A 24,868-nucleotide genomic window follows, 5' to 3' on the forward strand; every position below is an offset into this window, starting at 1 on the left:
CCGGCCGGCCCCGCCACCCCCGGGGGGTGTTTTGTGTGGGGGTGGGTGGGGATGCGCGTATGTCGTCGTGTAACCGGCCCGCTTCGGTCCGGCCCCTCCAGTGGGTGGGGTGGTGGGAGGGAGTCGGGTGGTTGAGGTGGTGGGTGAGGGGGGTGTCACCTGTGGCGATTGACGGGAACCGTCAATGTCCGGATAGCCTCCTAACCCTCACGGGGGTACGAGGGCGCCTCTGCCCCGACCATCTTGCGAGGGGCGGAGAATGATCGAGGCAGTCGGCCTGACGAAGCGCTACGGCGCCAAGACGGCCGTGTACAACCTGTCGTTCCAGGTACGGCCGGGCACAGTGACCGGCTTCCTGGGGCCCAACGGCTCCGGCAAGTCCACGACGATGCGCATGATTCTGGGCCTGGACGCACCGACCTCGGGGCGTGCCACCATCGCCGGCCGCCCCTTCCGCAGCCTCCCCAACGCACCCCGCCAGGTGGGCGCTCTGCTCGACGCCAAGGCCGTGCATGGCGGGCGCAGCGCCCGCCAGCATCTGCTCTCGCTCGCCCAGCTGTCCGGCATTCCGGCCCGCCGGGTCGACGAGGTGCTCGGCGTGGTCGGCCTGCAGGACGTCGCGGGGCGGCGCTCCAAGGGCTTCTCGCTCGGTATGGGCCAGCGGCTGGGCATCGCCTCGGCGCTGCTCGGCGACCCCCAGGTCCTGCTCTTCGACGAGCCGGTCAACGGGCTCGACCCCGAGGGCATCCTGTGGGTGCGCAATCTGATGAAGCAGCTGGCGAGCGAGGGCCGTACGGTCTTTGTCTCCTCGCATCTGATGAGCGAAATGGCGCTGACCGCCGAGCACTTGATCGTGATCGGCCGTGGGCAGCTGCTGGCGGATATGTCCGTGAAGGACTTCATCTCGGCCAACTCCGCCGATTTCGCCCGGGTCCGTACTCCGGACACCGAACCGGAGCAGCGCGAGAAGCTGACCGCCGCGATCGGTGAGGCCGGCGGGCAGACCGCGCCCGAGCCGGACGGTGCGCTGCGGGTGACCGGGCTGCCGCTCCCCCGCATCAGCGAGCTCGCGCACCAGGCCGACGTCCGGCTGTGGGAGCTGTCGCCGCACCAGGCGTCCCTGGAAGAGGCCTACATGCAGCTGACGCAGGGCGTCGTGGACTACCGCTCGACGGCGGACGCGCGGGCCGGTCTCCAGGAGGCCCCCGCCGGGTACGCCCCGCAGGGGTATGCGGGCGGCCCGGGGTACCCGCCCGGCCAGCCGGGGGTCCCCGGCCAGGTTCCGGCCGGTGTTCCCGGCCAGGGGCAGCCGAATCCGTACGCCCAGCAGGACCCGTATGCCCAGCAGGCGCCCGGGGCCGCTCCGGGGCCGGGCTATCCGCCACCCGCTCAAGGTCACCCGTACGGGGGACCCGAGCCGTACGGTGCGCCTCACCCGTACGGGCAACAGCCCGCCGCCCCCGCCGACCTGCCCACGCCCCACCACGAGGACGCCCGATGACCAGCCCTCAGCAGCCGCAGCCCCAGCCGCAGCCTGAGCGCGGACCCCACGACACCGGCGCACAGGAGCAGCCGATGCCGGCCGCGCCGCCGATGCCGCCCGCTGCCCCGCCGGCCGCACCGCACCAGCCGCAGGGCCTGCCGCCGCAGATGCCGCCCGCCCAGCAGCAGCCCGGTCAGCAGCCGGCACCGGAGCAGCCCGCGCCCGCCAAAGAGGCCGGCACGATGATGCTCCAGGCCCAGCCCGCGCCCGGGCAGCCCGCGCCCGCCAAGGAAGCGGGCACGATGATGCTCCAGGCCCAGGGCCAGGGACCCGCTCAGGGTCAGGCCCCGCAGGCCCCGGCACCGGCGCAGGGCGGGCAGGCACCCGCCCCGGTCCAGAGCCAGGCCCCCGCGCAGCCCGCCCCGGCCAGGGAAGCCGGCACGATGATGCTCCAGGCCCAGCCGTACCCCGAGCCGCAGCCGCTCGCGGCGCACGGGCCGGGCAAGGACGCGGGCACGATGATGCTCCAGGGCCAGGTACCGGCCCAGGCCCAGGCCCAGGCCCCGGCACCCGCTCAGGGTCAGGTCCCCCAGGCCCAGGCCCAGGCCCCGGCACCACCCCAGACCCCGCAGCCGCCGGCCCAGCAACACCCGCAGCAGGCCTACGCCGGGGCGGGCGGCTACGTCTCGCCCATCCCGGTGCGTCCCACCCACCTCGGCCATGCGCTGATCTCCGAGTGGACGAAGATCCGCTCGGTGCCCTCGACGATCTGGACGCTGGGCGTGATGCTGCTGCTGATCGTCGGCATCGGCCTGCTCGCCGCCCTCGCGGCGGGCTCGGAGCGCGAGCTGGACCCGGTGCTCGGCCTCGGCTTCGTCGGCGTCCTGCTCGGCAGCCTGTGCGTGATCACCCTGGGTGTGCTGTCGATCTCGTCCGAGTACGGCACCGGCATGGTCCGTACGACGCTGACCGCCTGCCCCAGCCGCGTGCGGATGCTGACCGCGAAGGCGATCGTCTTCTTCGCGCTCGCCCTGGTGATCACGACGGTCGCGACCACCCTGGTCGCCCTGCTCGACAACGCGATGCTCAACGGCCCCGCGCCGACCGGCGACCAGTGGCTGCGCGCCACCTTCGGCGCCGGTCTCTATGTCGCGCTGCTCGGTCTGCTGGCACTGTCCGTCGGCACGCTGCTGCGGCACTCGGCGGGTGCCATCAGCGCGATGATGGGTGTGGTGCTGCTGCCGATGCTGCTGGCGCTGTTCCTGCAGGGCGAGAGCCTCAAGGACATCCAGAAGGCGCTGATCGAGTACTCGGTGCCCAGCGCGCTCGCGACGCTGTACGACATCCCGTTCCTCAGCACCGGCCCGACCGGCTGGACTCCCGTGTGGATCCTCGCCGGTGTGACCGCGGTGGCGCTGGGTGGCGCCTACGCCGCCATCATGCAGCGCGACGTCTGACGCCGCGCCCCCGGTCCTCAGTACCGGGGCGCATTCCGGGACCGCTGGAGCCGCGCGCTCCGGCGGTCCCGTGCGTTCCAGCACGCCTTGTGCCAGTGCCGGCGGTCGTCGACATCGCCGTGCTCCGGCCAGGCGACGACATGCGGTACCCCGGGCGGGATCTCCTGGTCGCAGCCCGGGCAGCGGTAGTGCTTGGCCGCCCCGCCGCCCCCGACCAGCCGGACGACCCAGTCCTCACCACGCCACTCCTCGGTACGTTCCAGGCCGTAGCGGTCACCGCCCATGCGGTCGATGGGCTTCGCGCCGCCGTGCTGGCGGTTTCGACGCGGGGACACAGAGCACCTCGGAGAGTTACGGGGTCACGGGCTGTCACCAGCGTACGCGGCGCGGTCACGGGCGAACGCCCCTCGGCAGGATTCTGCGATCATCAGGAAATTTAGCGTCAGGCCGTGCCCTTGGCACGTGTCGCACGTTGTTGCCTGTAAGGGGGAGTCGCGTCGAGCTGCGAGGAGGCAGAGAGCGATGCGCGTTGGGGCTTTCATCCTGGCCGCTCAATTCCCCGGTCAGGGACAGGGGGAAGCACTGCACCGCGCGGTGCGCTCCGCGGAGGTCGCGGAGGAGGCCGGACTCGATGATGTCTGGCTCGCGGAACACCACTTCGTACCGTACGGCGTCTGCCCGAATGCGGTGACGCTCGCCGCGCTGCTGCTGGGGCGGACCCGCCGGATCGGCGTCGGGACGGCGGTGAGCGTGCTGCCGACCCAGCATCCGGTAGCGCTCGGTGAGCAGGCGGCGCTGCTGCATCTCACCTCCGACGGCCGGTTCACGCTCGGCGTCGGCCGGGGCGGGCCCTGGATCGACCTGGAGGTGTTCGGCTCCGGGCTCGCCGCGTACGACCACGGCTTCCCGGAGTCACTCGATCTGCTGATGCGCTGGCTGCGGGAGCCCCGGGTCGGCGCGCAGGGCGAGCGCTATGCGTTCCGGGAGGTGGCGGTGGTGCCCCGGCCGGCTGAGGCACTGACCGATCCGGACGGTTCCGGCCCCCCGGGCCCGCCGGTGGTGGTGGCATGCACCTCCCCCTCGTCGGTCCGGACGGCCGCGGAGCGCGGACTCCCGATGCTGCTGGGCATGCACTGCGGAGACGAGGAGAAGGCGGAGATGGTCGCGCTGTGGCGGTCGGCCGCCCTGGAGGCCGGCCGGGACGGCGACGAAGTGGCCGCGGCCGGGCATGTCTCGGCGGGCGTGGTGCAGCTCGCCGACTCCCGCAGGGCGGCGGCGGAGACCCTCACGAAGGCGATGCCCGGCTGGCTGCAGCAGGGCCTGGGCGCGCATGTGACGGTCGACGGCCGCTACCGCGCGATGCGTGACCCGCTGGCCTATACGGAGCTGCTGTGCCGGCTGCATCCCGTCGGCCCGCCGCAGCTGTGCACCGACCGGCTGGCGGCGACCTCGGAGCGTACGGGCATCACACGGTTCGCGCTGCTCGTCGAGGGCTCCGGCGACCTCGCGGCGACGGAGGAGAACGTGCGTCGACTGGGCACCGAGGTCCTGCCCCAGCTGGGGTGACCGGTCCGGGTACGGCGGACGGTATGCGGGTGCCGGGGGCGGTGACCGTGCCTGTCGTGCGGTGGGTGCGGTGGCGCCGTACTCGGAGGTCGGCGTGCTGTGGGTGGTGCTGCCGCTGGCGCACGGCACGGTGCGCATCACAACCGTGTGCGCAGCGGCAGCAACTCCGTTCAGCAGTCGCGGAGTTCGGGCGACTGGTTCAGCAGCTGACCGCGGATGGACGTGAAGCGGGCCAGACGGTCGTCCACCGCCGGGTCGAGCGGGAAGACCGCAACTCGGTGGCAGTTCTGAAAAGCGAGCCGCACGCCGAAGTGGCGCTCCAGCGAACCACGGATGGCGTCACTCGCCAGCGCACGCAGCAGCTGGCCGCGCGCCTGCTCGTCCGGCGGCGGCGTCTGATTGTCGGCGAACTCTCCGCCGTCCACCTTCAGCTGGGCCACCAGAGAGCTGATCATCCCCCATGCGAAGGGCAGGGAGGTCCGGACGCAGTCGACAAATGCGGCTTCGTCGACCTCGCCTCGCTCGGCCTGTTCGAGGAGGGCCGGTGAGACGTCGAGCGACATGAGGTTCTCCTCTCGCGGCCCCGCCGGGACGGACAGGGCCTAGGGACGGGACAAGGGGCTTTGCGACGGAGCGTGTTCGCCTCACAACCCCCCGCTTCAACGGTATGCCGCACAAGAGGCCCGCACCAGGAGATTGCACATACAACCGGCCATTGGCGAACGCCGGGGGTGCGGGGATTTCCCCCGTAAAGGCACCGTGGTCCAGGGCGAATCGCGCAGGTGCCCCCCGGTCGAGTAGCGTGACGCCCCATGCGTCTCGTCATCGCCCGCTGCTCCGTGGACTACGCGGGCCGGCTCACCGCCCATCTCCCTTCCGCCCCTCGCCTCATCCTGGTGAAGGCGGACGGCTCCGTCTCCATTCACGCGGACGACCGGGCCTACAAACCCCTCAACTGGATGTCGCCGCCGTGCACTCTCAAGGAGGGCGACGGTGAGGTGTGGACGGTGGAGAACAAGGGCGGCGAGAAGCTCATCATCACCCTTGAGGAGGTCATGCACGACTCCTCGCACGAGCTCGGCGTCGACCCGGGACTCATCAAGGACGGTGTGGAGGCCCACCTCCAGGAGCTGCTCGCGGACCGGATCGAAACCCTTGGCGAGGGATACTCCCTGATTCGGCGTGAATACCCCACTGCCATTGGCCCGGTGGATATCTTGTGCCGGGACGCTGATAGCCAGACCGTCGCCGTCGAGATCAAGCGACGTGGTGAGATCGACGGTGTCGAGCAGCTCACCCGCTACCTCGAACTCCTCAACCGCGACCCGCACTTGGCTCCGGTGAAGGGCATCTTCGCGGCTCAGGAGATCAAGCCGCAGGCGCGGGTGCTGGCCACCGACCGCGGTATCGGCTGCGTCGTGCTGGACTACGACGCCCTGCGCGGCATCGAGGACGACAAGCTCCGCCTGTTCTGACCCCTGCCGGCCCTCCAGGGGCGGCACAGCGCAACGGCCCGGTCATCTGCCGGGCCGTTGCGCTGTGCCGTGCCGCGTTGATTCCTGCGGGCCGTCAGGAGGCCGGGGCGCTCTCCGTGCCGGAGGAGGTGGCCGTACCGTCCGACGGGGTGCCACCTCCGGAGGGGCTGGTGCCGGAGGTGCCGCCCGCGGAGGGACTGGTGCCGGAGGCGGACTGCGACGGGCTCTGGGTGGTCGGCTTGTCCGTCGGACCCTCGGTGGGCGTCGGATCCGTCGGCGTGGGGTCGGTCGGCTCGTCCGTCGGTGTCGGGTCGCTCGGCTCGTCCGTCGGCGGGTGCGTGGGGCGGGTCGGCCGGCCGGTGGGGGTGGTGGGCCGCTCGGTCGGCTCCGTCGGGCCGGTCGTCGGGTCCGCCGACCCGGTGCCGGGGTCGGTGGGCGAGCCGCTGGTGGGGGGCACGCTGGTCGACGGGGACGGGCTGCCGGTGTTGCCGGGGGTGCCGGGCCGGGAGGTGCCGGGGCCGGTGGTCGGCAGGCGGGAGTCCTCGGCGGGCTGTTCAGCCGGCAGCTCGGTGCTGTCGCTGTCGTCCGTGGTCTGTTCCGTGCTGACCTTGTCGTTGTGCGGGGCGTCGCCGCCGGTCGCGCCAAGGGTGACGAGGGTACCGACGACGGCCGCCAGCAGGGCGCCGGCGCCCGCGGCCACGACATTGCGCCGTGCCCCGCCGAACACCCGCCTGCCGCCCTTGGCGGTCCCGGCGTCGCTGCCGGTCGCGGCCGGGACGCCCGCGGTCGCGGCGGTCGGCGAGGCACCCCCGGCGATGACCGTCGCCGCGGTCTCACCGGCGCGCGGCTTGCGCAGCTTGGCGGTCGACGCGGCGTCGAACGGCGTGGCGGCGGGTTCCTTCCGTGCGTCCCGCCGCGACGCGGAGGCCGCGCCCGCCGCCTGGGGCAGGGCCGTGGTGGCCGCTGCCGCGGAGTCGGCCCGCGTACGGTCGGTGACCAGCGCCAGGGCGCGCCGGCCGGCCACCGCGCCATTGCGGTCGGAGAGCACCCCGCGCAGCCCGATGGACGCCTCCAGCTCGGCGCGCGCCCGGTCGAGGCTTCCGGTGCACAGGGCCAGCACGCCCAGCTCGTGGTGGAAGTAGGCCTCCTCGGCGACCTCACCGGCGAGCCGCGCGGCCTCCTGGCCGTGCCGCAGACTGCGTTCCCAGGCGCTCCAGTGCAGCGCCGCGGCGAACGCCGGGGCGGCCGTACGGGCGAGCAGCACGGCCGCGCTGGCGTGCCCGCTCTCCCGGCTGCCGGTCAGTACGCCCATCGCGGCCAGCACCACATCGGACTCGGCGGCGGCCCGCTCGGGGGTCACCGAGGGGTGCCCGGCCCACCAGGCGTAGTGCTGGGCGACGGTGTGCGCGCGCGTGGCGGCGCCGTCCGCGTAGCCGGCCGCCGTCAGCTGGTCCTGGACGGTGGCGGCGAGCCGGTAGTGGCCGCCGGCCGGGGTGATCAGGCCGCAGGCCAGCAGCTCGCCGAGGGCAGCATCGGCGTGGGTGTCCTGGGTGAGGGCCGGCAGATGCGCCTGGTGCGGCAGCTCGCCGCCGAGCGCGACGGCGAGGCGCAGGGTCTCCCGGGCGGCTTCGGTCAGCCGTGCGGCGAGCAGCGGGGCGGGGGCGGCGGCCTCGCCGAGGGACGGCAGCGGCACCTCCGGCTGCTCGGCGGGCTCGGCATCCTCGGCGGCCGGGTCGGCGGTGGCCTGACCGCCCTCGGGGAAGAGGCCGTAGCCGTCGTCGAGGGCGCCCGGTTCGGCCTGCGGCCGGTCGTGCTGCCGCAGCAGGGCGGCGGCCTGGACGAACCGCAGCGGCAGGCCCTCGGACTCGAACCAGAGGTCGGCGGCCCAGGCCTCTTCGTCGTCGGTGAGCGGCCGGTCCACGGCACGCTCCAGGAGCCGGCCGCAGGCGCCGCGGCCGATGCCGCCGAGGAAGACCTCTTCGAGGTGCGAGCCGGCGCTGGGGGCCGCGACGTCGGGGGTGGCGGCGATCAGGAAGGCGCATTCGGGGGTGGCGTCGAGCAGCTCGTCGAGCGCGGCGCCGCCGAATTCCAGGTCGTCCAGGACGACGATCGCGCCGATCTCGGCGACCATGCGCAGCATGTCGGCCCGGTCGGGGCGGTGCTGCGGGGCCCGGTAGACGGCGGCGAACAGCGCGTACAGCAGGTCGGTGGAGGTGCGGTGGCAGCCGGAGAGCCGGACGACGCCGTCGGGGGCGAGGTCGGCGCAGGCGGCGGCGACGGCGTCCAGCAGCCGGGTGCGGCCGGAGCCCGAGGGGCCGGTGACACGGACGGAACGGCCGCGGGAGAGCAGCCGGACCAGGCGTTCGGTCTCCTCGGTGCGCTCTTCGAGTACGGTCTCGTGCCCGGCGGATCCGGCCGGGCCCGGCGGCAGCGGGGGCGCGGCGGCACGCGCGGCCGCGGCGCGTTCCTGCGGGTCGAGCCGACCGGGGGCGGCGGGGCGCTCTCCGGGCGGGCAGGGCTCTATTTCGCTGCCGTCGACGGGGTTGACGGTGACGAGGTAGGGGCCCGAGACGAGCCGGACGACACGGGCGAGCCGGGCGGAGCCGCCCTGCGCGCCGCCGAACGCCGGGGCCGGCGGCTCGGCAGGGCCGCCCTGCGCGCCGTACTCCTCAGGTCCCCGGTGAGTGTTCGGGTCCATGCTGCAAGCTCCCAGATGCTTCGTTCCGCGCCGCCTCCGCCAGGCGTCCTCGGCCCAGGGGTGCGGAGCGGCGTGCCGACTGCGCTTCCGGCCGTCCGCACTCCCCCGGCTCCGGCAGGTCGTCCTCAGCCGTCGCGTCTGGTCCGGTGCCCGCCGCGGATGATGGCATACGGGCGGGAACCGAACCATAGACCTGCGCAGCGGGCCGACGCACCGCCGGGGGCGGGTCCTGACCGGAACTTCCGGGATTGCGCGGTATCGCGCTGTTTACGACATTTCCGGCGCCGATTCCGGAATTCTTCGGCACTCTTTGTCCGGCACACCCGATCGCCCCAGAGGCGTCCGTGCGGCCGTCGGGCGGCGTACCGCCCGTGCCTCACACCCGCGGAACCGATTCCGCTTCGATGCCGCCCTCGATCGCGAGGATGCGGTGCAGCCTGGTGGCCACCAGCAGGCGCTGCATCTGGGGCGGCACTCCGCGCAGCACCAGCCTGCGGTTGACCCGGCCGGCGCGACGGTGCGCGCCCATGATCACGCCGAGGCCGGTGGCGTCCCAGGAATCCAGCTCGGTCAGGTCCAGCACGAGATCGCCCTGACCGGAGTCGACGGCGGCGTGCAGGGCCGTACGGGCGTCCGCCGCGCTGCGGACGTCAAGACGGCCCCCGACGACCAGCTCGGCGTGGTCGCCCCTGATGTGCATATGCGCTCCCCGATGTCATGGGTGGTGATCCCGGACGTCTACAGATCTGACTGCCTCTCGTGCGGCGAAGTTGCCGCCTGTAAGCGAACCGATACCGAATTCACCCCATGGGGTGACCCCATCAGGCCGATGGGCCTGACGTGGCATCAGTGCTCGTAGAAGCCCTGCCCACTCTTGCGTCCGATATCGCCCGCATCGACCATCCGACGCATGATCTCCGGCGGGGCGAACTTCTCGTCCTGGGACTCGGTGTAGATGTTGTCGGTGGCGTGCAGCAGGATGTCGATGCCCGTCAGATCGGCGGTGGCCAGCGGTCCCATCGCATGGCCGAAGCCCAACTTGCAGGCGGTGTCGATGTCCTCGGCGCTGGCCACGCCGGATTCGTAGAGCTTTGCGGCCTCGACGACCAGCGCCGAGATCAGGCGGGTGGTGACGAAGCCGGCCACATCGCGGTTGACGACGACACAGGTCTTGCCGACCGACTCGGCGAACTGCCGGGCGGTGGCGAGGGTTTCGTCGCTGGTCTTGTAACCGCGGACCAGCTCGCACAGCTGCATCATCGGCACCGGCGAGAAGAAGTGCGTACCGACGACCCGCTCGGGGCGGGAGGTGGCCGCGGCGATCTTGGTGATCGGGATGGCGGAGGTGTTGGAGGCCAGCACCGCCTCGTCCTTGACCACCTTGTCCAGCGTCTGGAAAATCTCCCGCTTGATCTCGATCCGCTCGAAGACGGCCTCGACGACGATATCGGCGTCGGCGGCGGCTTCCAGATCGGTCGTGGTGGTGATGCGGGCCAGCGCCTGCTCGGCGTCGGACGCCGCCAGCTTGCCCTTGGAGACGAACTTCTCGTACGAGGCCTCGATGCCACCCTTGCCCCGGGCCAGCGCCTCGTCCGTCACATCGCGGAGGACCACGTCCCAGCCCGCCTGGGCGGAGACCTGCGCGATACCGGATCCCATGAGTCCGGCGCCGATGACGGCGAGCTTCTTTGCCACTGCTGTCCCCTCACACCCTGTGCATTTGACGGTCTCGGGTGACGTTAGCGGTCGTTGGCGATCCTTTGGTGGGGAAGAGATGCGCGTCACGTCTCAGATGACGGACATCACACCGCCGGGGTGCGCCCGCGGGGCACGATCCGGACAGTCCGCCGTCAGTCGGCCGTCCGTACGGCGTAGTTGAGGACCTTCTCGCCCAGTAGCTCTTCCATGTCATCGAGCAGCGCCAGGGCCTCCCGGGAGACCTCGGCGGGCTTGCGGCCGTCGAGCATCTCGTGCGTGATCCAGCCCATCAGGCTCTGGTGCACCCAGCCGATCTGGCCCGCCATCAGGCCCGGCAGCGGATCGCCGGCCGCGGCGCCGGTCTCCTCCCGGAGGGTTTCCTCCAGGTTGAGGTGGATCTCCTGCTGCATGTACCAGAGGCGCGCCTTGAGGGTGGGCGCCCCGTGCACCACCCTCATGAACTGGTCGTAACCCTCCATCAGCCCGACCCGCGGCGAGACCGCCTCGACCTCTTCGCGCAGCTCCCGCAGCACGGCGGCGGCCGCGGACTCCCCCGCCGCACGGGCCCGTACGAAGCGCGAGAGACGGTCCAGGAGGCCCGCGCTCCGGTCGAAGAAGAGGTCCTCCTTGGCCGGGAAGTAGTTGTAGACGGTGTTGACGGAGACCTCGGCCGCCTCGGCGATCTCCGCGATGGTCACCGCATCGAAGCCCCGCGCCAGGAAGAGGCCGGTGGCCACGTCCGAGATGTACTGGCGGGTCTGCCGCTTCTTCCGCTCCCTGAGTCCCTCTGCCATGCCCTCACCCTACCCCTCGATGGGCACAGTGCAATTTTGGAGCCATTGCAATTTTTAAGTCCCTCTGTTTTTCTGGGGGCATGCCAGTCCTCAGCGCGTCCGGACTCGCCCGGACCTTCACCACCCCACGCGGCACCGTCGAGGCCGTCCGCGGCATCGATCTCACCGCCGAGCGCGGCGAGATCCTCGGCTTCCTCGGCCCCAATGGCGCCGGGAAGACCACCACCCTGCGGATGCTCACGACCCTGCTGGCGCCCACCGGCGGCACCGCGACCGTCGCCGGCTGCGACCTCGTCCGCGACCCGGCGGGCGTACGCCGCGCCGCCGGTTACGTCGCCCAGTCCGGCGGCGTCGACCCGCACGTCTCGGTACGCGAGGAGCTGGTCACCCAGGCCCGCCTCTACCGCCTCGGCAAGGCCGAAGCCCTGGCCCGTACCGAGGAGTTGGCCGGCGAGCTGGGACTCCACGGGCTGCTCGACCGCAAGACCGCCGCCCTCTCCGGTGGCCAGCGGCGCCGGCTGGACATCGCGATGGGCCTCACCCACCGCCCGCGGGTGCTGTTCCTCGACGAGCCCACCACCGGGCTCGACCCGGGCAGCCGCGCCGATCTGTGGGAGCTGGTCCGCCGGATCCGCGCCGAGCACGGCACCACCGTCTTCCTGACCACCCACTACCTCGACGAGGCCGATGCACTGGCCGACCGGCTGGTGATCGTCGACAAGGGCGTGGTGGTCGCGGAGGGCACCCCCCAGGCCCTCAAACGCGCCCACGCCGGCTCCCCCGACGCCTCCCTCCAGGACGCTTTCCTCGCCCTCACCGGACGCGGTGCCACGTCCCCCGAGCAAGCCCCCGTCGCCGTCTAGGAGCCCCCCTTGTCCCCCTTCCTTTCCGACACCGCGCTGATCTTCGGGCGGTACGCCCGCCAGACGCTGCGCTCCAAGCTCCAGATGCTCTTCGGTGTGCTGATGCCGCTGCTGTATCTGCTCTTCTTCGGCCCGCTGCTGACCGATCTGCCGCTGTCCTCGGCCGGCAGCTCCTGGCAGGTGCTGGTGCCCGGGCTCCTGCTCCAACTCGCCCTGTTCGGGGCCTCGTTCTGCGGTTTCGGCATCATCGTCGAGAAGCAGTACGGGGTCGTGGAGCGGATGCGGGTGACGCCGGTGAGCCGGCTGGCGCTGCTGCTGGGGCGGGTGCTGCGGGACGCCCTGCTGTTCGCCTTCCAGGCGGTACTGCTGGTGCTGGCCGCGCTGGCCATGGGACTGCGTGCCCCGCTGCCCGGCATCCTCATCGGCTTTGCGTTCGTCGCCGTGCTGACCGTGGCGCTGGCCTCGCTGTCCTACGCGCTGGCGCTGAAGGTCAACACCCCGCAGGAGTTCGGGCCGGTCATCAACAGCATCACCATGCCCGCGATGCTGCTCTCCGGGCTGATGCTGCCGATGGCGCTGGGGCCCAAGTGGCTCGATGTGCTCTCGCACTTCATGCCGTTCCGCTATCTCGTGGACGCGGTGCGCGCCGCCTTCGTCGGCTCCTACGCCTCCTCGGCCATGCTCTACGGGGTGCTGGTGGCGGTGGCGTTCGCCGCGCTGTCCGTGACCTATGGCACGCGGGCCTTCCGCAGGTCCGCGGCGTAGGCTCGGCCCCATGGTGAATCTGACGCGCATCTACACCCGCACCGGCGACAAGGGCACCACCGCCCTCGGCGACATGAGCCGTACCGCCAAGACCGATTCGCGGATCTCGGCGTACGCGGACGCCAACGAGGCCAATGCGGCGATCGGCGTGGCCCTGGCGCTCGGCTCGCTCTCCGAGGACGTCGCCGCGGTACTGCTGCGGGTGCAGAACGACCTGTTCGATGTCGGCGCGGACCTGTCGACGCCGGTGGTGGAGAACCCGGAATTCCCGCCGCTGCGCGTCGAGCAGGGCTATATCGACAAGCTGGAGGCGGACTGCGACCGCTTCCTGGCGGAGCTGGAGAAGCTGCGCAGCTTCATCCTCCCCGGCGGTACGGCCGGCGCCGCGCTGCTGCACCAGGCGTGCACGGTCGTCCGCCGCGCCGAGCGCTCGACCTGGGCGGCCTTCGAGGAGCACGGCGAGACGATGAATCCGCTCACCGCCACCTATCTCAACCGCCTCTCCGACCTCCTGTTCATCCTGGCCCGTACGGCCAACAAGGAGGTCGGAGACGTGCTGTGGGTGCCGGGCGGGGAGCGCTGACCGGGGCCCAGGTCGACACGGCTCAGCGCAGCGTCTTCTGCGGTGCGGCCGCTTCCTCGGTGACGGCGGTCCGGTCCGGGTCCTTCTTCTGCCAGACGAGGTAGCTCAGCGCGATCACACCGTGGAGGGCGACGATCCGCAGGGCGGTGAGCTGCCACTCATGCAGCGAGCCGGTGTCGCCGCCGTCCCCGACGTACCAGATCGCGATCTGCAGCAGCGCCGCGGCGACCACGGCCATCGCCACCGTGCGCACCCACAGCTTCCCCTCGTGCTTGGCGCGGGCGAGTCCGTGGCGCGGCGCCTTGACCGGCGGCGGGCCGCCCGCGAAGCGGTGCGAGAAGTGCCCGTCGACCCACTTGATCGTGTAGTGGCCGTAGGCGACCGTGAAGCCGATGTAGACGGCGGCCAGGCCGTGCTTCCAGTCCGCCGGCGCCCCGTTCTTCAGGTCGATCGCCGAGACGATCAGCAGGATCAGCTCCAGCAGCGGCTCCATCAGCAGCACCGCCGCTCCGCTGCGCGGCATCCGTGCCAGGTAACGCAGTGCCAGACCGACCGCCAGCAGTACCCAGAAGCCGACCTCGCAGGCGACGATCAGCACGACGATCACAGCTGTCTCCTTTCAGGCCCCTCGACCGAACATCTCAAGCCTCCCAGCGGCCGTCGGCCGGAACCTCGTCGCACGCGATGATCCGGGACTGCATCTTTCGATGTAGCGCACGCCCTACGGGGATGACCCGGACATGGCGGCAACGGTCCCCGGCGCCGTGTTGGATGGTGGGGTGACCGCCAGATCCCGCACCGCCGTCGGCCGCCCGCCCCGCTTCGATGTGCTCATCGCGGGCGGCGGGCTGCTCGGCGGACTGCTGCTCTGGACCCTGGATCTGCACAGCGGTCCCCCGCGTCTGGGGCTGCCCGCCTCACTGACCCTGGTCTCGCTCACCACGATGTCGGTGGCGGAGCTGATGCGCCGTACGGCCCCGATGGCGGCGCTGGTCCTCGCGCTGCCGGCGCTGGCGCTGGACCTCTGCGCCGGCACCCTGGTCGCCACCGTCCTGATGTTCACGGACGTGGTCTATGCGGCGGTGCTCTACGGCCCGCCGCAGGTGGCCCGCCGGATCCCGCTGCACGCCGTCCTGGTGACGGTCCTGGCGGCCATCACGCTGACCGCGGTGTGGCAGAACCCGCAGGTCGTGATGGCCATCATCGGCATCGCACTGATCACCATCGCCCCGGCCTGGACCGGCAGCATCCTCCGTAACGACCGCGACGCCGCACAGGCCGCCCGGCTGCGGGCCGAGCGGATCGCGCTGCTGGCCGAGCGGGACCGGGACCGGGCGGTGGCCGGCGAACGGGCGCGGATGGCCCGCGAGCTGCACGACATGGTCGCCAACCATCTGTCCGCCATCGCGATCCACTCCACCGCGGCGCAGTCCATCGACGACCCCGTGGCGACCCGGGAGGCGCTCGGGGTGATCCGGGAGAACAGTGTCCAAGGTCTGGCCGAAATGCGCCGTCTGATCGGGCTGTTGCGGGGCCCGAGGACGGCCGAAGGGGGCGCGGAGCCCACCGCGACCCCCACCCTCGACGGACTGGAAGCGCTGATCGGGCAGGCCCGTACGAGCGGCAGGAGCAGCGGACTGGCCTTTGTGCTGGACGACGCGCGGAGCCCGGCCGGCACCGGGACCGGGCCGACACCGCCGGCACCGGCCGAGCTCGCCGCGTACCGCATCGTCCAGGAGTCCCTGACCAACGCCCTCAAGCACGCCGCACCCGGCGAGGTGCGGGTCCGCCTCGCCCAAGACCGCGGCGGGGGCCTCACCGTCACCGTCCGCAGCCCGTTCGCCGACCGTCCCGGCCCCCGGGCGCCCGGCTCCGGCACCGGGCTGGTCGGGATGCGCGAGCGGACCGCCCTGCTGGGCGGAGCTTTCGAGGCCGGCCCGGAGAGCGGGCCGGCCGGCAGAGTCTGGCTGGTGCGGGCGGCCCTGCCCGCCGCCGGGAAGGGAGTACGACGATGACAGGCGCCGACGCACCGCCGATCCGGGTTCTCGTCGCCGAGGACCAGTCCGCCGTACGGGCCGGTCTGGTCCTCATCCTGCGCTCCGCCCCCGACATCGAGGTCGTCGGGGAGGCGGAGGACGGCGCGGAGGCGGTACGGCTCGCCCGCGAGCTGCGCCCCGCCCTCGTCCTCATGGACATCCAGATGCCCCGCCTCGACGGGGTCTCCGCCACCCGCCAGGTGGTCTCCGAGCAGCTGGCGGATGTGCTGGTGCTGACCACCTTCGATCTGGACGAATATGTCTTCGGGGCGCTACGGGCGGGGGCCGCGGGCTTTCTGCTCAAGGACAGCGACGCGGCATCACTGCTGACCGCGGTGCGCACCGTGGCGTCCGGCGAGGGGCTGATCGCACCGGCGGTGACCCGGCGGCTGATCGCGGAGTTCGCGAGCCCGCGGACGGCGGGGCGGCCCGCGCGGCACGGTGCCGCACCGGACCGGGCGGTCCTGGACGCACTGACCCCGCGCGAGCTGGAGGTGCTGGGATGTCTGGGGCGGGGGCTGTCGAACGCCGATATCGCGCTACGGCTGGCGATGGCGGAGGCCACCGTGAAGACGCATGTCAGCCGGCTGCTGGCCAAGCTGGACCTGCGCAGCCGGGTGCAAGCCGCCGTACTGGCACAGGAGTTGGGAGTGGACGGGCCCTAGCGAACGCGCCGCTCAGGCCACATTCACCCTCCCCCGGGCTTCGTCCGTGGGTACCCATCCCACGAGAACACCCGATTCAGGCCACATTGCCCCTCCCCCAGACTCCGTCCGGGGGCACCCCCACCCAACGAGAACGCCCAAGTCAAGCCACGTTGACTCTCCCCCAGACTCCGTCCGGGGGCGCCCCCATCCAACGAGAAAGCCAATTCAAGCCACGTTGACTCGTTGGCCGGGCGGTGCCGCCTCCAGCCAGGCGAGGAAGCCGGTGAGCGCGTCCTCGCTCATCGCCAGTTCCAGGCGGGTGCCACGGTGCCGGCAGGCCAGCACGAGGGAGTCGGAGAGCAGCGCCAGCTCCTCCTCACCCTGCGGGGTGCGGCGCTCCAGGACCTCAATGGCGGAGCGCTCCAGGAGGTGGCGGGGCCGGGGCGCGTACGAGAACACCCGGAACCACTCGATCCGGTCTCCGTTGTAGCGCGATACACCGTAGATCCAGCCTTTGCCGCCGGTCTCGTTCTCCGGGACGTTCCAGCGCAGGCTGCAGTCGAAGGTGCCACCGGACCGCTGGATGAGCCGCCGCCGCAGTCCGAAGACGAACAGCCCCAGCAGTACCAGCACCACGACGATGCCGCTCACAAGCAGAGCGAGGAACATCTCGACCGACCTCCTCGCCTCGATGGGGTTCCCCCCGCGCCGTTCGGGCGCGAGGGAGGGAAACGCACCTGCATTGCCTCAGCCGCGGGCCGCTCCGGAGAATTCCGGGCAGCCCGCGGCTGAGGATCGATCTCTTCGGTGGCGGGGCTCAGTGAACGCCCGTCACCGCACGCAGTCGGACATCGGCGCGACGCTCGGCGGCCGCGTCAGCGTCCGACTTCGCTCGCTCCAGGGCCCGCTCCGCGCGCTGGACATCGATCTCGTCCGACAGTTCCGCAATCTCCGCGAGCAGAGACAGCTTGTTGTCGGCGAAGGAGATGAAGCCGCCGTGCACCGCGGCGACGACGGTGCCGTCCCCGCTCTCGCCGGTCGTACGAATCGTCACCGGGCCCGACTGCAGCACGCCGAGCAGCGGCTGATGTCCGGGCATGACGCCGACGTCGCCCGACGAGGTGCGCGCGACGACCAGGCTGGCCTCGCCGGACCAGACCTGACGGTCCGCGGCGACCAACTCGACGTGCAGCTCAGCCACGATGGCTCCTCGGGTCTCCACCTGCCTGGCTCGGCAGATGTTGGGTCAAATACTAGTGGTCGTACGGGCCGGGGGCGGCCAGGGCCGCCCCCGGGACCGGTGCCGGGGTCAGGAGACGCCCAGCTCCTTGGCGTTCTTCTCCAGGTCCTCGATGCCGCCGCACATGAAGAAGGCCTGCTCGGGGAAGTGGTCGTAGTCGCCGTCCGCGATCGCGTTGAACGCGGTGATCGACTCGTCGAGCGAGACGTCCGAGCCGTCGACACCGGTGAACTGCTTCGCCACGTGGGTGTTCTGCGACAGGAACCGCTCGATACGACGGGCGCGGTAGACGGTGAGCTTGTCTTCCTCGCCGAGCTCGTCGATGCCCAGGATGGAGATGATGTCCTGGAGGTCCTTGTACTTCTGCAGGATCGTCTTGACGCGCGAGGCGCAGTCGTAGTGGTCCTGCGAGATGTAGCGGGGGTCCAGGATGCGGGACGTCGAGTCCAGCGGGTCGACCGCCGGGTAGATGCCCTTCTCCGAGATCGGGCGCGACAGAACGGTCGTCGCGTCCAGGTGGGCGAAGGTGGTCGCCGGCGCCGGGTCGGTCAGGTCGTCCGCGGGGACGTAGATCGCCTGCATCGAGGTGATCGAGTGACCACGGGTCGAGGTGATGCGCTCCTGCAGCAGACCCATCTCGTCGGCCAGGTTCGGCTGGTAACCCACCGCGGAGGGCATCCGGCCGAGCAGGGTCGACACCTCGGAACCCGCCTGGGTGTACCGGAAGATGTTGTCGATGAAGAAGAGCACGTCCTGCTTCTGCACATCGCGGAAGTACTCCGCCATGGTCAGACCGGCCAGGGCGACGCGGAGACGGGTGCCCGGGGGCTCGTCCATCTGACCGAAGACCAGCGCGGTCTTGTCGATGACGCCGGACTCCGTCATTTCCTCGATGAGGTCATTGCCCTCACGGGTGCGCTCGCCGACACCGGCGAACACCGACACACCGTCGTGGTTGTTGGCCACGCGGTAGATCATTTCCTGGATCAGCACGGTCTTGCCGACACCGGCACCACCGAACAGACCGATCTTGCCGCCCTTGACGTACGGGGTCAGCAGGTCGATGACCTTGACGCCGGTCTCGAACATCTCGGTCTTGGACTCGAGCTGGTCGAAGGACGGGGCCTTGCGGTGGATGGCCCAGCGCTCGGTGACCTCGGACGCCGCCTCCGGCTTGTTCAGGATCTCGCCGAGGGTGTTGAACACCTTGCCCTTGGTGACATCGCCGACGGGGACGGTGATCCCCGTACCGGTGTCGGTGACCGGGGCCTGGCGGACCAGACCGTCGGTGGGCTGCATCGAGATCGCACGGACCAGGCCCTCGCCCAGGTGCTGGGCGACCTCAAGGGTCAGCTTCTTGAGCTTGCCCTGCTCGGCCGGGTCGGCGACCTCAACGGTCAGCGCGTTGTAGATCTCCGGCATGGCGTCGACGGGGAACTCCACGTCGACGACCGGGCCGATGACCCGGGCGACGCGGCCCGTGGCGGCGGCCGTCTCAACAGTGGTCGTCATTACTTGTCACTCCCCGCGGTCGCGTCGGCCAGAGCACTGGCACCACCGACGATCTCGCTGATTTCCTGGGTGATTTCGGCCTGTCGGGCCGCGTTGGCAAGCCGCGAGAGCGACTTGATGAGGTCTTCCGCGTTGTCGGTCGCCGACTTCATCGCACGACGCGTGGCGGCGTGCTTGGAGGCGGCGGCCTGCAGAAGCGCGTTGTAGATCCGCGACTCGACGTACCGCGGAAGCAGGGCGTCGAGAACGTCCTCGGCCGACGGCTCGAAGTCGAACAGCGGAAGGATCTCGCCCTTGGCCGTCTCCTCCGACTCCGCCACTGCCTTGTCGAGGCTGAGCGGCAGCAGGCGGTCGTCGGTCGCCGTCTGCGTCATCATCGAGATGAACTCGGTGGTGACGATGTGGAGTTCGTCCACCCCGCCCTCGGCGGTGTCCTGCTGGACAGCGCCGATCAGCGGTGCGGCGATCGCCTTGGCGTCCGCGTACGTCGGGTTGTCGGTGAAACCGGTCCACGACTCCACGACCTTGCGCTCGCGGAAGCTGTAGTACGACACACCCTTGCGCCCGACGATGTAGGCGTCGACCTCCTTGCCCTCGGCCTTGAGCCGCTCGGTGAGCTGCTCGGCGGCCTTGATGACGTTGGAGGAGTAGCCGCCGGCCAGACCGCGGTCGCTCGTGATGAGCAGCAGTGCGGCCCGCGAGGGCTGCTCCGCCTCCGTCGTCAGCGGGTGCTGGGTGTTCGAGCCCGTGGCAACCGCCGTCACCGCGCGGGTCAGTTCACTCGCGTACGGCGTCGACGCCGCCACCTGGCGCTGCGCCTTGACGACGCGCGAGGCGGCGATCATCTCCATCGCCTTGGTGATCTTCTTGGTCGCGGTGACGGAGCGGATGCGACGCTTGTAGACCCGGAGCTTGGCTCCCATGGATCAGGTCCCTTCCGTCGTCACTTGCTGGTGCCGGCCGGGGCGTCCTCGCCGAGCAGCTTGCCGTCCGAGGTCTCGAACTGCCGCTTGAAGCCTTCGACAGCCTCGGCGATCGCGCCGATGGTGTCGTCGGACATCTTGGCGCCCTCGCGGATGCTGGTCAGCAGGTCCTTCTTCTCCCGGTGCAGGTGGTCGAGGAGCTCCCGCTCGAAGCGGCGGATGTCCTCCACCGGCACGTCGTCCATCTTGCCGTTGGTGCCGGCCCAGATGGAGACGACCTGGTCCTCGGTCGCGTACGGGGAGTACTGCGGCTGCTTGAGGAGCTCGGTCATGCGCTTACCGCGCTCCAGCTGCTGCTTGGAGGCCGCGTCCAGGTCGGAACCGAAGGCGGCGAACGCCTCCAGCTCGCGGTACTGGGCGAGGTCCACACGCAGTCGGCCGGAGACCTGCCGCATCGCCTTGTGCTGGGCGGAACCACCGACACGGGAGACGGAGATACCGACGTTCAGCGCGGGACGCTGGTTCGCGTTGAAGAGGTCCGACTCCAGGAAGCACTGGCCGTCGGTGATGGAGATGACGTTGGTCGGAATGAACGCCGACACGTCGTTCGCCTTGGTCTCGACGATCGGGAGACCGGTCATCGAGCCGGCGCCCATCTCGTCGGAGAGCTTGGCGCAGCGCTCCAGCAGACGCGAGTGCAGGTAGAAGACGTCGCCCGGGTAGGCCTCACGGCCCGGCGGACGGCGCAGCAGCAGGGACACGGCGCGGTAGGCGTCGGCCTGCTTCGAAAGGTCATCGAAGATGATCAGGACGTGCTTGCCCTGGTACATCCAGTGCTGGCCGATGGCCGAGCCGGTGTAGGGCGCCAGGTACTTGAAGCCCGCCGGGTCGGACGCCGGGGCGGCGACGATGGTGGTGTACTCCAGGGCGCCGGCCTCCTCCAGCGCACCGCGCACGGACGCGATGGTGGAGCCCTTCTGGCCGATGGCGACGTAGATGCAGCGGACCTGCTTCTTCGGGTCGCCGGTGCGCCAGTTGTCGCGCTGGTTGATGATCGTGTCGACGGCCAGGGCGGTCTTGCCGGTCTGGCGGTCACCAATGATCAGCTGACGCTGGCCACGGCCGATCGGCACCATGGAGTCGACGGCCTTGTAGCCGGTCTCCATGGGCTCGTGGACCGACTTACGGACCATGACGCCCGGGGCCTGCAGCTCCAGGGCGCGGCGGCCCTCGGACTCGATCTCGCCGAGGCCGTCGATCGGGTTGCCCAGCGGGTCGACGACGCGGCCGAGGTAGCCCTCGCCCACGGCGACCGAGAGCACCTCACCGGTGCGCTGCACCGGCTGGCCCTCCTCGATGCCGCTGAACTCACCGAGGATCACCGCACCGATCTCGCGCTCTTCCAGGTTCAGCGCAAGACCGAGCGTGCCGTCCTCGAACTTCAGCAGCTCGTTCGCCATTGCCGAGGGAAGGCCCTCGACCTTCGCGATGCCGTCTCCGGCCTCGCTTACCGTGCCGACCTCCTCGCGCGAGGCCGCGTCCGGCTTGTACGCCTGGACGAAGTTCTCCAGCGCGTCCCGGATCTCCTCCGGCCGGATCGTGAGCTCCGCCATCTGGGTTCCCTGCTCTCCTTGTTGGGCCCGAAGTTACTTGCGGGTGTCCGGGGGTCTGTCCCCCGGGGGGTTTCCGCTTACGGCCCAACTCGGGCCGCCGTCATGCTTGTGCTGGTCCCCGGGGCTTCTTCCGGACCGCAGCCGGACCTCGTGGTCCGGCCGGCTGGTCCGGCGCCTGGCCGCCGGTTGTGCAGCTCTTGAGTTGGTGTGGCTGGGTCAGCCGGCCATCCGCCGGGCCGCCTCGTCGAGGCGCTCCGCGATGGTCCCGTTGATGACCTCGTCGCCGATCCGGACCTGGACTCCGCCGAGGACCTCGGGGTCCACGTCGAGGTTCAGGTGGACCTGCCGTCCGTACAGCTGCGCCAGGGAAGCGCCCAGGCGCTGCCGCTGCCCTTCACTGAGGGGCACCGCGGAGGTGACGACCGCGACCATCCGGTCCCGGCGGCTCGCCGCCAGCTTGGAGAGGGCGTCGAGCCCCGCTTCCAGGCTACGGCCCCGCGGCTGTACGACAAGACGGATCACGATGCGCTCGGTGACCGGGTTGGCCCGGCCGCCCAGCAGCGCACGCAGCAGCTCCGTCTTGGCCGCGACCGTCGCGTTCCGGTCGGTCAGTGCACCGCGCAGCTCGCTGTTGGAGCTGACGATCCGGCCGAACCGGAAGACCTCGTCCTCGACGTCGTCGAGCTGGCCGGCCCGCTGCGCGGCGACCAGGTCGGCGCTGTAGTCCAGCTCCTCGAGCGCGTCCGTCAGGTCACGCGAGCGCGACCAGCGGGCGCGGACCATACCGGACACCAGGTCGACGGCCGGGCCGCCCACCTGGTTGCCGAGCAGCCGCCCGGCCAGTTCGGCACGCGCCTCGGCGGCCTGCGCCGGGTCGGTCAGGACCCGACGCAGCGACACCTCGCGGTCGAGCAGAGCGGTGACGGCAGCCAGCTCCTCGGCGAGCTTCGCGGCGTCGACGGACGTGTCGTCCGTCAGCGCGTTGAACTGCTCGCGTGCGGAGGCGAGTGCCTCGCGGCTCGCTCCGTTCATCGTCCGGCCTCAGCCTTCGTCGCGTCCGACGCCGCCTTGGCCTCGACGTCGTCGAGGAAGCGGTCGATGGTCCGGCTCTGCCGGGCGTGGTCCTCGAGGGACTCGCCGACGAGCTTGCCGGCCAGGTCGACGGCGAGCTTGCCCACGTCCTGGCGCAGCGCCTGCGCAGCCTGCTTACGGTCCGCCTCGATCTGGGCGTGACCGGCAGCAATGATCTCCTCACGCTGCCGCTGGCCCTCGGCACGCATCTCAGCGATGAGCGTCGCGCCCTGCTCCTGCGCCTCCTGGCGCAGGCGCGCGGCCTCGTGGCGGGCGTCGGCCAGCTGCGCACGGTAGTCCGCGAGCACCTGCTGAGCCTCGGCCTGATTCGCCTCGGCTTCCTCCATGCGGCCTTCGATGAGCGTCCGGCGCTCTTCCAGAACCTTGTTGATGTTCGGGAGGAGCTTCTTGGCCAGGAAGCCGAAGACGATGAAGAAAGCGATCAGGCCGATGACCAGCTCTGGAATCGGCGGGATCAGGGGGTTCTGAGGAACCTCCGTCGCCATGTTCACCAGGGGCTTCACATCAGTGCCTTCCGTCTGTCAGGGGGTTGAAGCGGTCCGTCAGGTCCTGAAGAGGAAGCCCATGACGATGCCGATCAGGGCGAGCGCCTCACAGAAGGCGAAACCCATGATCTGGTTGGTGCGGATCAGGCCGGCAGCCTCGGGCTGACGGGCCAGGGCCTGGGTGCCGTTACCGAAGATGATGCCGACGCCGACGCCGGGGCCGATCGCGGCGAGACCGTAACCGATCGAGCCGAGGTTGCCGGTGACGCCGGCGGCCAGGTTGACACTCTCGAGAGCAGCGGACATGCCGTTACTTCCTTCTCTTTCACGGACCGGTGGGGGTTGGCCACCGGGCGTCTATAGGGGCTGGGAAAGCGGGGGCTCAGTGGTGCTCGGCGAGCGCGCCCTGGATGTAGTTCGCGGTCAGGAGCACGAAGACGTACGCCTGCACGGCCTGGATGAACAGCTCGAACGCCGTCAGAAGGATGGTCATCACGAACGAGGCGCCGGCGTAGACGATGCCGATGCCGTTCAGCAGGTACCAGGTGCCGATGGTGAACATCAGCAGCAGGAGGTGACCGGCGAACATGTTCGCGAAGAGTCGAACCGCGTGGGTGAAGGGCCGGATGATCAGGTGCTGGAGCAGCTCGAGCAGCATGATCAGCGGCAGAATCCAGCCGACCGACTTGTCGTAGCCGCTCAGGTTCTTCAGCGCGCCGACGAAGCCCTGCTTCTTGAACGTCAGGAACATCCACGTGAAGTAGACGATCGCGGCGAGACCTGCGGGGAACGCGATGATCGACGTCACCGGGAACTGGGCGATCGGAATGATCGACCAGATGTTCATGATCCAGACGAAGAAGAACAGCGAGACCATGAAGGGGACGTACTTCTCGCCCTCCTTCTTCCCGAGAGCGTCATAGACGATCCCGCGGCGTACGAAGTCATAGCCCGCTTCGCCGATCATCTGCAGCTTGCCCGGGACCACCTTGGCCTTGCCGAACGCCGCCCAGAAGAACCACACGACCACGACGGTGCTGAGCAGTGCCAGCAGCATGACCTTGTTGAACTCGAAGCCGTTGATGGTGAACAGCGGCTTGAAGACAAACGAATGTAGCCCGGGAGCCGGGAAGCCGCACCCGGAAAAGATGTGGCAGTTGGTCTCGAAGGCGAGCATCGTTTCAGCACTCACCGCGAGCTCCTTCAGCGTGGCGCATGGGTACGGCAACCTCGTTGTGTCGGCGCGGCGTTGAGCCACGGAGCGGCACTGGACTGGTCTTACGGATTAGGGGGCGGCTGGCGGGCGCTGGGCCCGGCCACATCACAGGCATCGGCCGCGAGAACCGCCCGTTCCATCGAGTGGAACTCGGGAGCTCAGCCGCCTGCGCCAACTGTGCCGCAGTTGGAACCGGACGATAGCAGGCCCGCAGGAGGGCATTTATCTCGGCCCTACGTGTCACGTCGGCGACCCCGCCGTCTCCGCCCTCTTCGGCTCGGCGGAGTCGGGTTCCACGTACAGAATCTTCGCCTTCATATGCCCGCGAGTCTGTGCCGCGATCCATACAAGGGTGGCGCCGAGCAACGTGAACGCAAATGCCTTGGTGTCGAAGAACGTGGTGTCCTTGAACGCGATCAGGAAGACCGCCACGAACAGGATCTGCACCGTGTACAGCAGCAGCCCCATCATCTGGAACAGCTGCGGGTGGTTCTTCGCCGTCTTCTGCAGGACGACCAGGCCGGCCCCCATGACGAGCAGCACCAGCACGGTGCCGACGACGGCGCCGAGCGCTCCCGCCACACCTGCGACCGCTCCGCTCACGGCAACGGCGACAGCGCCGATGGCGAGGGTGGGCACAACGGCGTGAAGGAGTAGTCGGGCGTCATTCGACTGCATGGCGGCGCTCCGGCAAAAGATGTGGGGTGTGTCGTCATGGACGA

At 70.5% G+C, this 24,868-nt stretch carries 26 protein-coding genes; 9 read left to right on the plus strand and 17 right to left on the minus strand.

What is annotated here, in order from left to right; all coding sequences use genetic code 11:
* The first annotated feature begins 259 nt into the window (after positions 1 to 259).
* Both AB0C46_RS29075 and AB0C46_RS29080 read left to right on the plus strand, forming a co-directional pair.
* On the plus strand, positions 260 to 1,501 hold the full coding sequence (locus AB0C46_RS29075) for an ABC transporter ATP-binding protein (RefSeq protein ID WP_362831423.1): 1,242 nt from the start codon (positions 260 to 262) through the stop codon (positions 1,499 to 1,501).
* Positions 1,502 to 2,001: 500 nt separating this feature from the next.
* Positions 2,002 to 2,940, plus strand: a complete 939-nt coding sequence (locus tag AB0C46_RS29080; RefSeq protein ID WP_362831522.1) for an ABC transporter permease subunit — start codon at positions 2,002 to 2,004, stop codon at positions 2,938 to 2,940.
* A 17-nt stretch (positions 2,941 to 2,957) separates the two neighbouring features.
* On the opposite strand, the gene AB0C46_RS29085 is transcribed toward AB0C46_RS29080, so the two are convergent.
* Positions 2,958 to 3,275: an ATP/GTP-binding protein gene (locus AB0C46_RS29085; RefSeq protein WP_362831424.1), complete on the minus strand. Its 318-nt coding sequence runs from the start codon at positions 3,273 to 3,275 to the stop codon at positions 2,958 to 2,960.
* A 187-nt stretch (positions 3,276 to 3,462) separates the two neighbouring features.
* On the opposite strand from AB0C46_RS29085, the gene AB0C46_RS29090 reads away from it, so the two are divergent.
* On the plus strand, positions 3,463 to 4,506 hold the full coding sequence (locus AB0C46_RS29090; protein ID WP_362831426.1) for an LLM class flavin-dependent oxidoreductase: 1,044 nt from the start codon (positions 3,463 to 3,465) through the stop codon (positions 4,504 to 4,506).
* A gap of 170 nt (positions 4,507 to 4,676) precedes the next feature.
* On the opposite strand, the gene AB0C46_RS29095 is transcribed toward AB0C46_RS29090, so the two are convergent.
* Positions 4,677 to 5,069, minus strand: a complete 393-nt coding sequence (locus AB0C46_RS29095) for an SCO5389 family protein (protein ID WP_018087370.1) — start codon at positions 5,067 to 5,069, stop codon at positions 4,677 to 4,679.
* Between the two features lie 249 nt (positions 5,070 to 5,318).
* On the opposite strand from AB0C46_RS29095, the gene nucS reads away from it, so the two are divergent.
* Positions 5,319 to 5,981 carry an endonuclease NucS gene (gene nucS, locus AB0C46_RS29100; protein ID WP_030981938.1) on the plus strand — a complete coding sequence of 221 codons (663 nt, stop codon included), beginning with the start codon at positions 5,319 to 5,321 and terminating at the stop codon, positions 5,979 to 5,981.
* 94 nt (positions 5,982 to 6,075) lie between these two features.
* Here the strand turns inward: nucS and AB0C46_RS29105 are convergent, their stop codons facing one another.
* From AB0C46_RS29105 to AB0C46_RS29120, 4 genes are all read right to left on the minus strand, one after another.
* Complete coding sequence (locus tag AB0C46_RS29105; protein WP_362831427.1) at positions 6,076 to 8,679, minus strand: ATP-binding protein; 2,604 nt, start codon at positions 8,677 to 8,679, stop codon at positions 6,076 to 6,078.
* Positions 8,680 to 9,055: 376 nt separating this feature from the next.
* Positions 9,056 to 9,379, minus strand: a complete 324-nt coding sequence (locus AB0C46_RS29110) for an STAS domain-containing protein (protein WP_362831429.1) — start codon at positions 9,377 to 9,379, stop codon at positions 9,056 to 9,058.
* Positions 9,380 to 9,525: 146 nt separating this feature from the next.
* Positions 9,526 to 10,374 carry a 3-hydroxyacyl-CoA dehydrogenase family protein gene (locus tag AB0C46_RS29115; protein WP_362831430.1) on the minus strand — a complete coding sequence of 283 codons (849 nt, stop codon included), beginning with the start codon at positions 10,372 to 10,374 and terminating at the stop codon, positions 9,526 to 9,528.
* A 155-nt stretch (positions 10,375 to 10,529) separates the two neighbouring features.
* Positions 10,530 to 11,171, minus strand: coding sequence for a TetR/AcrR family transcriptional regulator (locus tag AB0C46_RS29120; protein ID WP_362831431.1), 642 nt, complete (start codon positions 11,169 to 11,171; stop codon positions 10,530 to 10,532).
* 80 nt (positions 11,172 to 11,251) lie between these two features.
* Between AB0C46_RS29120 and AB0C46_RS29125 the strand changes: the two genes are divergently transcribed.
* Genes AB0C46_RS29125 through AB0C46_RS29135 form a run of 3 tightly spaced genes read left to right on the plus strand, consistent with a single transcriptional unit; the run spans position 11,252 to position 13,382 of the window.
* Positions 11,252 to 12,034 carry an ATP-binding cassette domain-containing protein gene (locus AB0C46_RS29125; protein ID WP_362831432.1) on the plus strand — a complete coding sequence of 261 codons (783 nt, stop codon included), beginning with the start codon at positions 11,252 to 11,254 and terminating at the stop codon, positions 12,032 to 12,034.
* A 9-nt stretch (positions 12,035 to 12,043) separates the two neighbouring features.
* The gene (locus AB0C46_RS29130) at positions 12,044 to 12,799 is read left to right on the plus strand and encodes an ABC transporter permease (RefSeq protein ID WP_362831433.1); all 756 of its coding nucleotides are present in this window, start codon (positions 12,044 to 12,046) and stop codon (positions 12,797 to 12,799) included.
* Between the two features lie 10 nt (positions 12,800 to 12,809).
* Positions 12,810 to 13,382, plus strand: a complete 573-nt coding sequence (locus tag AB0C46_RS29135) for a cob(I)yrinic acid a,c-diamide adenosyltransferase (protein ID WP_362831434.1) — start codon at positions 12,810 to 12,812, stop codon at positions 13,380 to 13,382.
* Between the two features lie 22 nt (positions 13,383 to 13,404).
* Here AB0C46_RS29135 and AB0C46_RS29140 read toward each other — a convergent pair whose 3' ends face one another.
* A complete protein-coding gene (locus tag AB0C46_RS29140; RefSeq protein WP_362831435.1) occupies positions 13,405 to 13,989 on the minus strand; it encodes a hypothetical protein in 585 nt (194 codons plus the stop codon).
* A gap of 172 nt (positions 13,990 to 14,161) precedes the next feature.
* On the opposite strand from AB0C46_RS29140, the gene AB0C46_RS29145 reads away from it, so the two are divergent.
* A complete protein-coding gene (locus AB0C46_RS29145) occupies positions 14,162 to 15,397 on the plus strand; it encodes a histidine kinase (protein ID WP_362831436.1) in 1,236 nt (411 codons plus the stop codon).
* On the plus strand, positions 15,394 to 16,083 hold the full coding sequence (locus AB0C46_RS29150; protein WP_362831437.1) for a response regulator transcription factor: 690 nt from the start codon (positions 15,394 to 15,396) through the stop codon (positions 16,081 to 16,083). The genes AB0C46_RS29145 and AB0C46_RS29150 overlap by 4 nt, the downstream gene beginning before the upstream one ends.
* 207 nt (positions 16,084 to 16,290) lie before the next feature.
* On the opposite strand, the gene AB0C46_RS29155 is transcribed toward AB0C46_RS29150, so the two are convergent.
* From AB0C46_RS29155 to AB0C46_RS29200, 10 genes are all read right to left on the minus strand, one after another.
* The gene (locus tag AB0C46_RS29155; RefSeq protein WP_127153041.1) at positions 16,291 to 16,734 is read right to left on the minus strand and encodes a DUF2550 domain-containing protein; all 444 of its coding nucleotides are present in this window, start codon (positions 16,732 to 16,734) and stop codon (positions 16,291 to 16,293) included.
* A 148-nt stretch (positions 16,735 to 16,882) separates the two neighbouring features.
* The gene (locus tag AB0C46_RS29160; RefSeq protein ID WP_362831438.1) at positions 16,883 to 17,266 is read right to left on the minus strand and encodes a F0F1 ATP synthase subunit epsilon; all 384 of its coding nucleotides are present in this window, start codon (positions 17,264 to 17,266) and stop codon (positions 16,883 to 16,885) included.
* Positions 17,267 to 17,374: 108 nt separating this feature from the next.
* On the minus strand, positions 17,375 to 18,817 hold the full coding sequence (atpD, locus tag AB0C46_RS29165; protein ID WP_362831439.1) for a F0F1 ATP synthase subunit beta: 1,443 nt from the start codon (positions 18,815 to 18,817) through the stop codon (positions 17,375 to 17,377).
* A complete protein-coding gene (locus tag AB0C46_RS29170; protein ID WP_362831440.1) occupies positions 18,817 to 19,740 on the minus strand; it encodes a F0F1 ATP synthase subunit gamma in 924 nt (307 codons plus the stop codon). The genes atpD and AB0C46_RS29170 overlap by 1 nt, the downstream gene beginning before the upstream one ends.
* 20 nt (positions 19,741 to 19,760) lie before the next feature.
* Complete coding sequence (gene atpA / locus AB0C46_RS29175; RefSeq protein WP_362831441.1) at positions 19,761 to 21,353, minus strand: F0F1 ATP synthase subunit alpha; 1,593 nt, start codon at positions 21,351 to 21,353, stop codon at positions 19,761 to 19,763.
* Between the two features lie 216 nt (positions 21,354 to 21,569).
* A complete protein-coding gene (locus AB0C46_RS29180) occupies positions 21,570 to 22,385 on the minus strand; it encodes a F0F1 ATP synthase subunit delta (protein ID WP_362831442.1) in 816 nt (271 codons plus the stop codon).
* Positions 22,382 to 22,948 carry a F0F1 ATP synthase subunit B gene (locus AB0C46_RS29185; RefSeq protein WP_362831443.1) on the minus strand — a complete coding sequence of 189 codons (567 nt, stop codon included), beginning with the start codon at positions 22,946 to 22,948 and terminating at the stop codon, positions 22,382 to 22,384. Before AB0C46_RS29185 ends, AB0C46_RS29180 begins: the two co-directional genes overlap by 4 nt.
* Positions 22,949 to 22,987: 39 nt before the next feature.
* A complete protein-coding gene (atpE, locus tag AB0C46_RS29190) occupies positions 22,988 to 23,236 on the minus strand; it encodes an ATP synthase F0 subunit C (protein ID WP_362831444.1) in 249 nt (82 codons plus the stop codon).
* Between the two features lie 76 nt (positions 23,237 to 23,312).
* On the minus strand, positions 23,313 to 24,107 hold the full coding sequence (gene atpB / locus AB0C46_RS29195; RefSeq protein ID WP_362831524.1) for a F0F1 ATP synthase subunit A: 795 nt from the start codon (positions 24,105 to 24,107) through the stop codon (positions 23,313 to 23,315).
* A 279-nt stretch (positions 24,108 to 24,386) separates the two neighbouring features.
* The gene (locus AB0C46_RS29200) at positions 24,387 to 24,824 is read right to left on the minus strand and encodes a hypothetical protein (RefSeq protein WP_362831446.1); all 438 of its coding nucleotides are present in this window, start codon (positions 24,822 to 24,824) and stop codon (positions 24,387 to 24,389) included.
* Positions 24,825 to 24,868 lie beyond the last annotated feature (44 nt).

Source organism: Streptomyces sp. NPDC048637, assembly GCF_040650675.1.
Classification (GTDB): domain Bacteria; phylum Actinomycetota; class Actinomycetes; order Streptomycetales; family Streptomycetaceae; genus Streptomyces.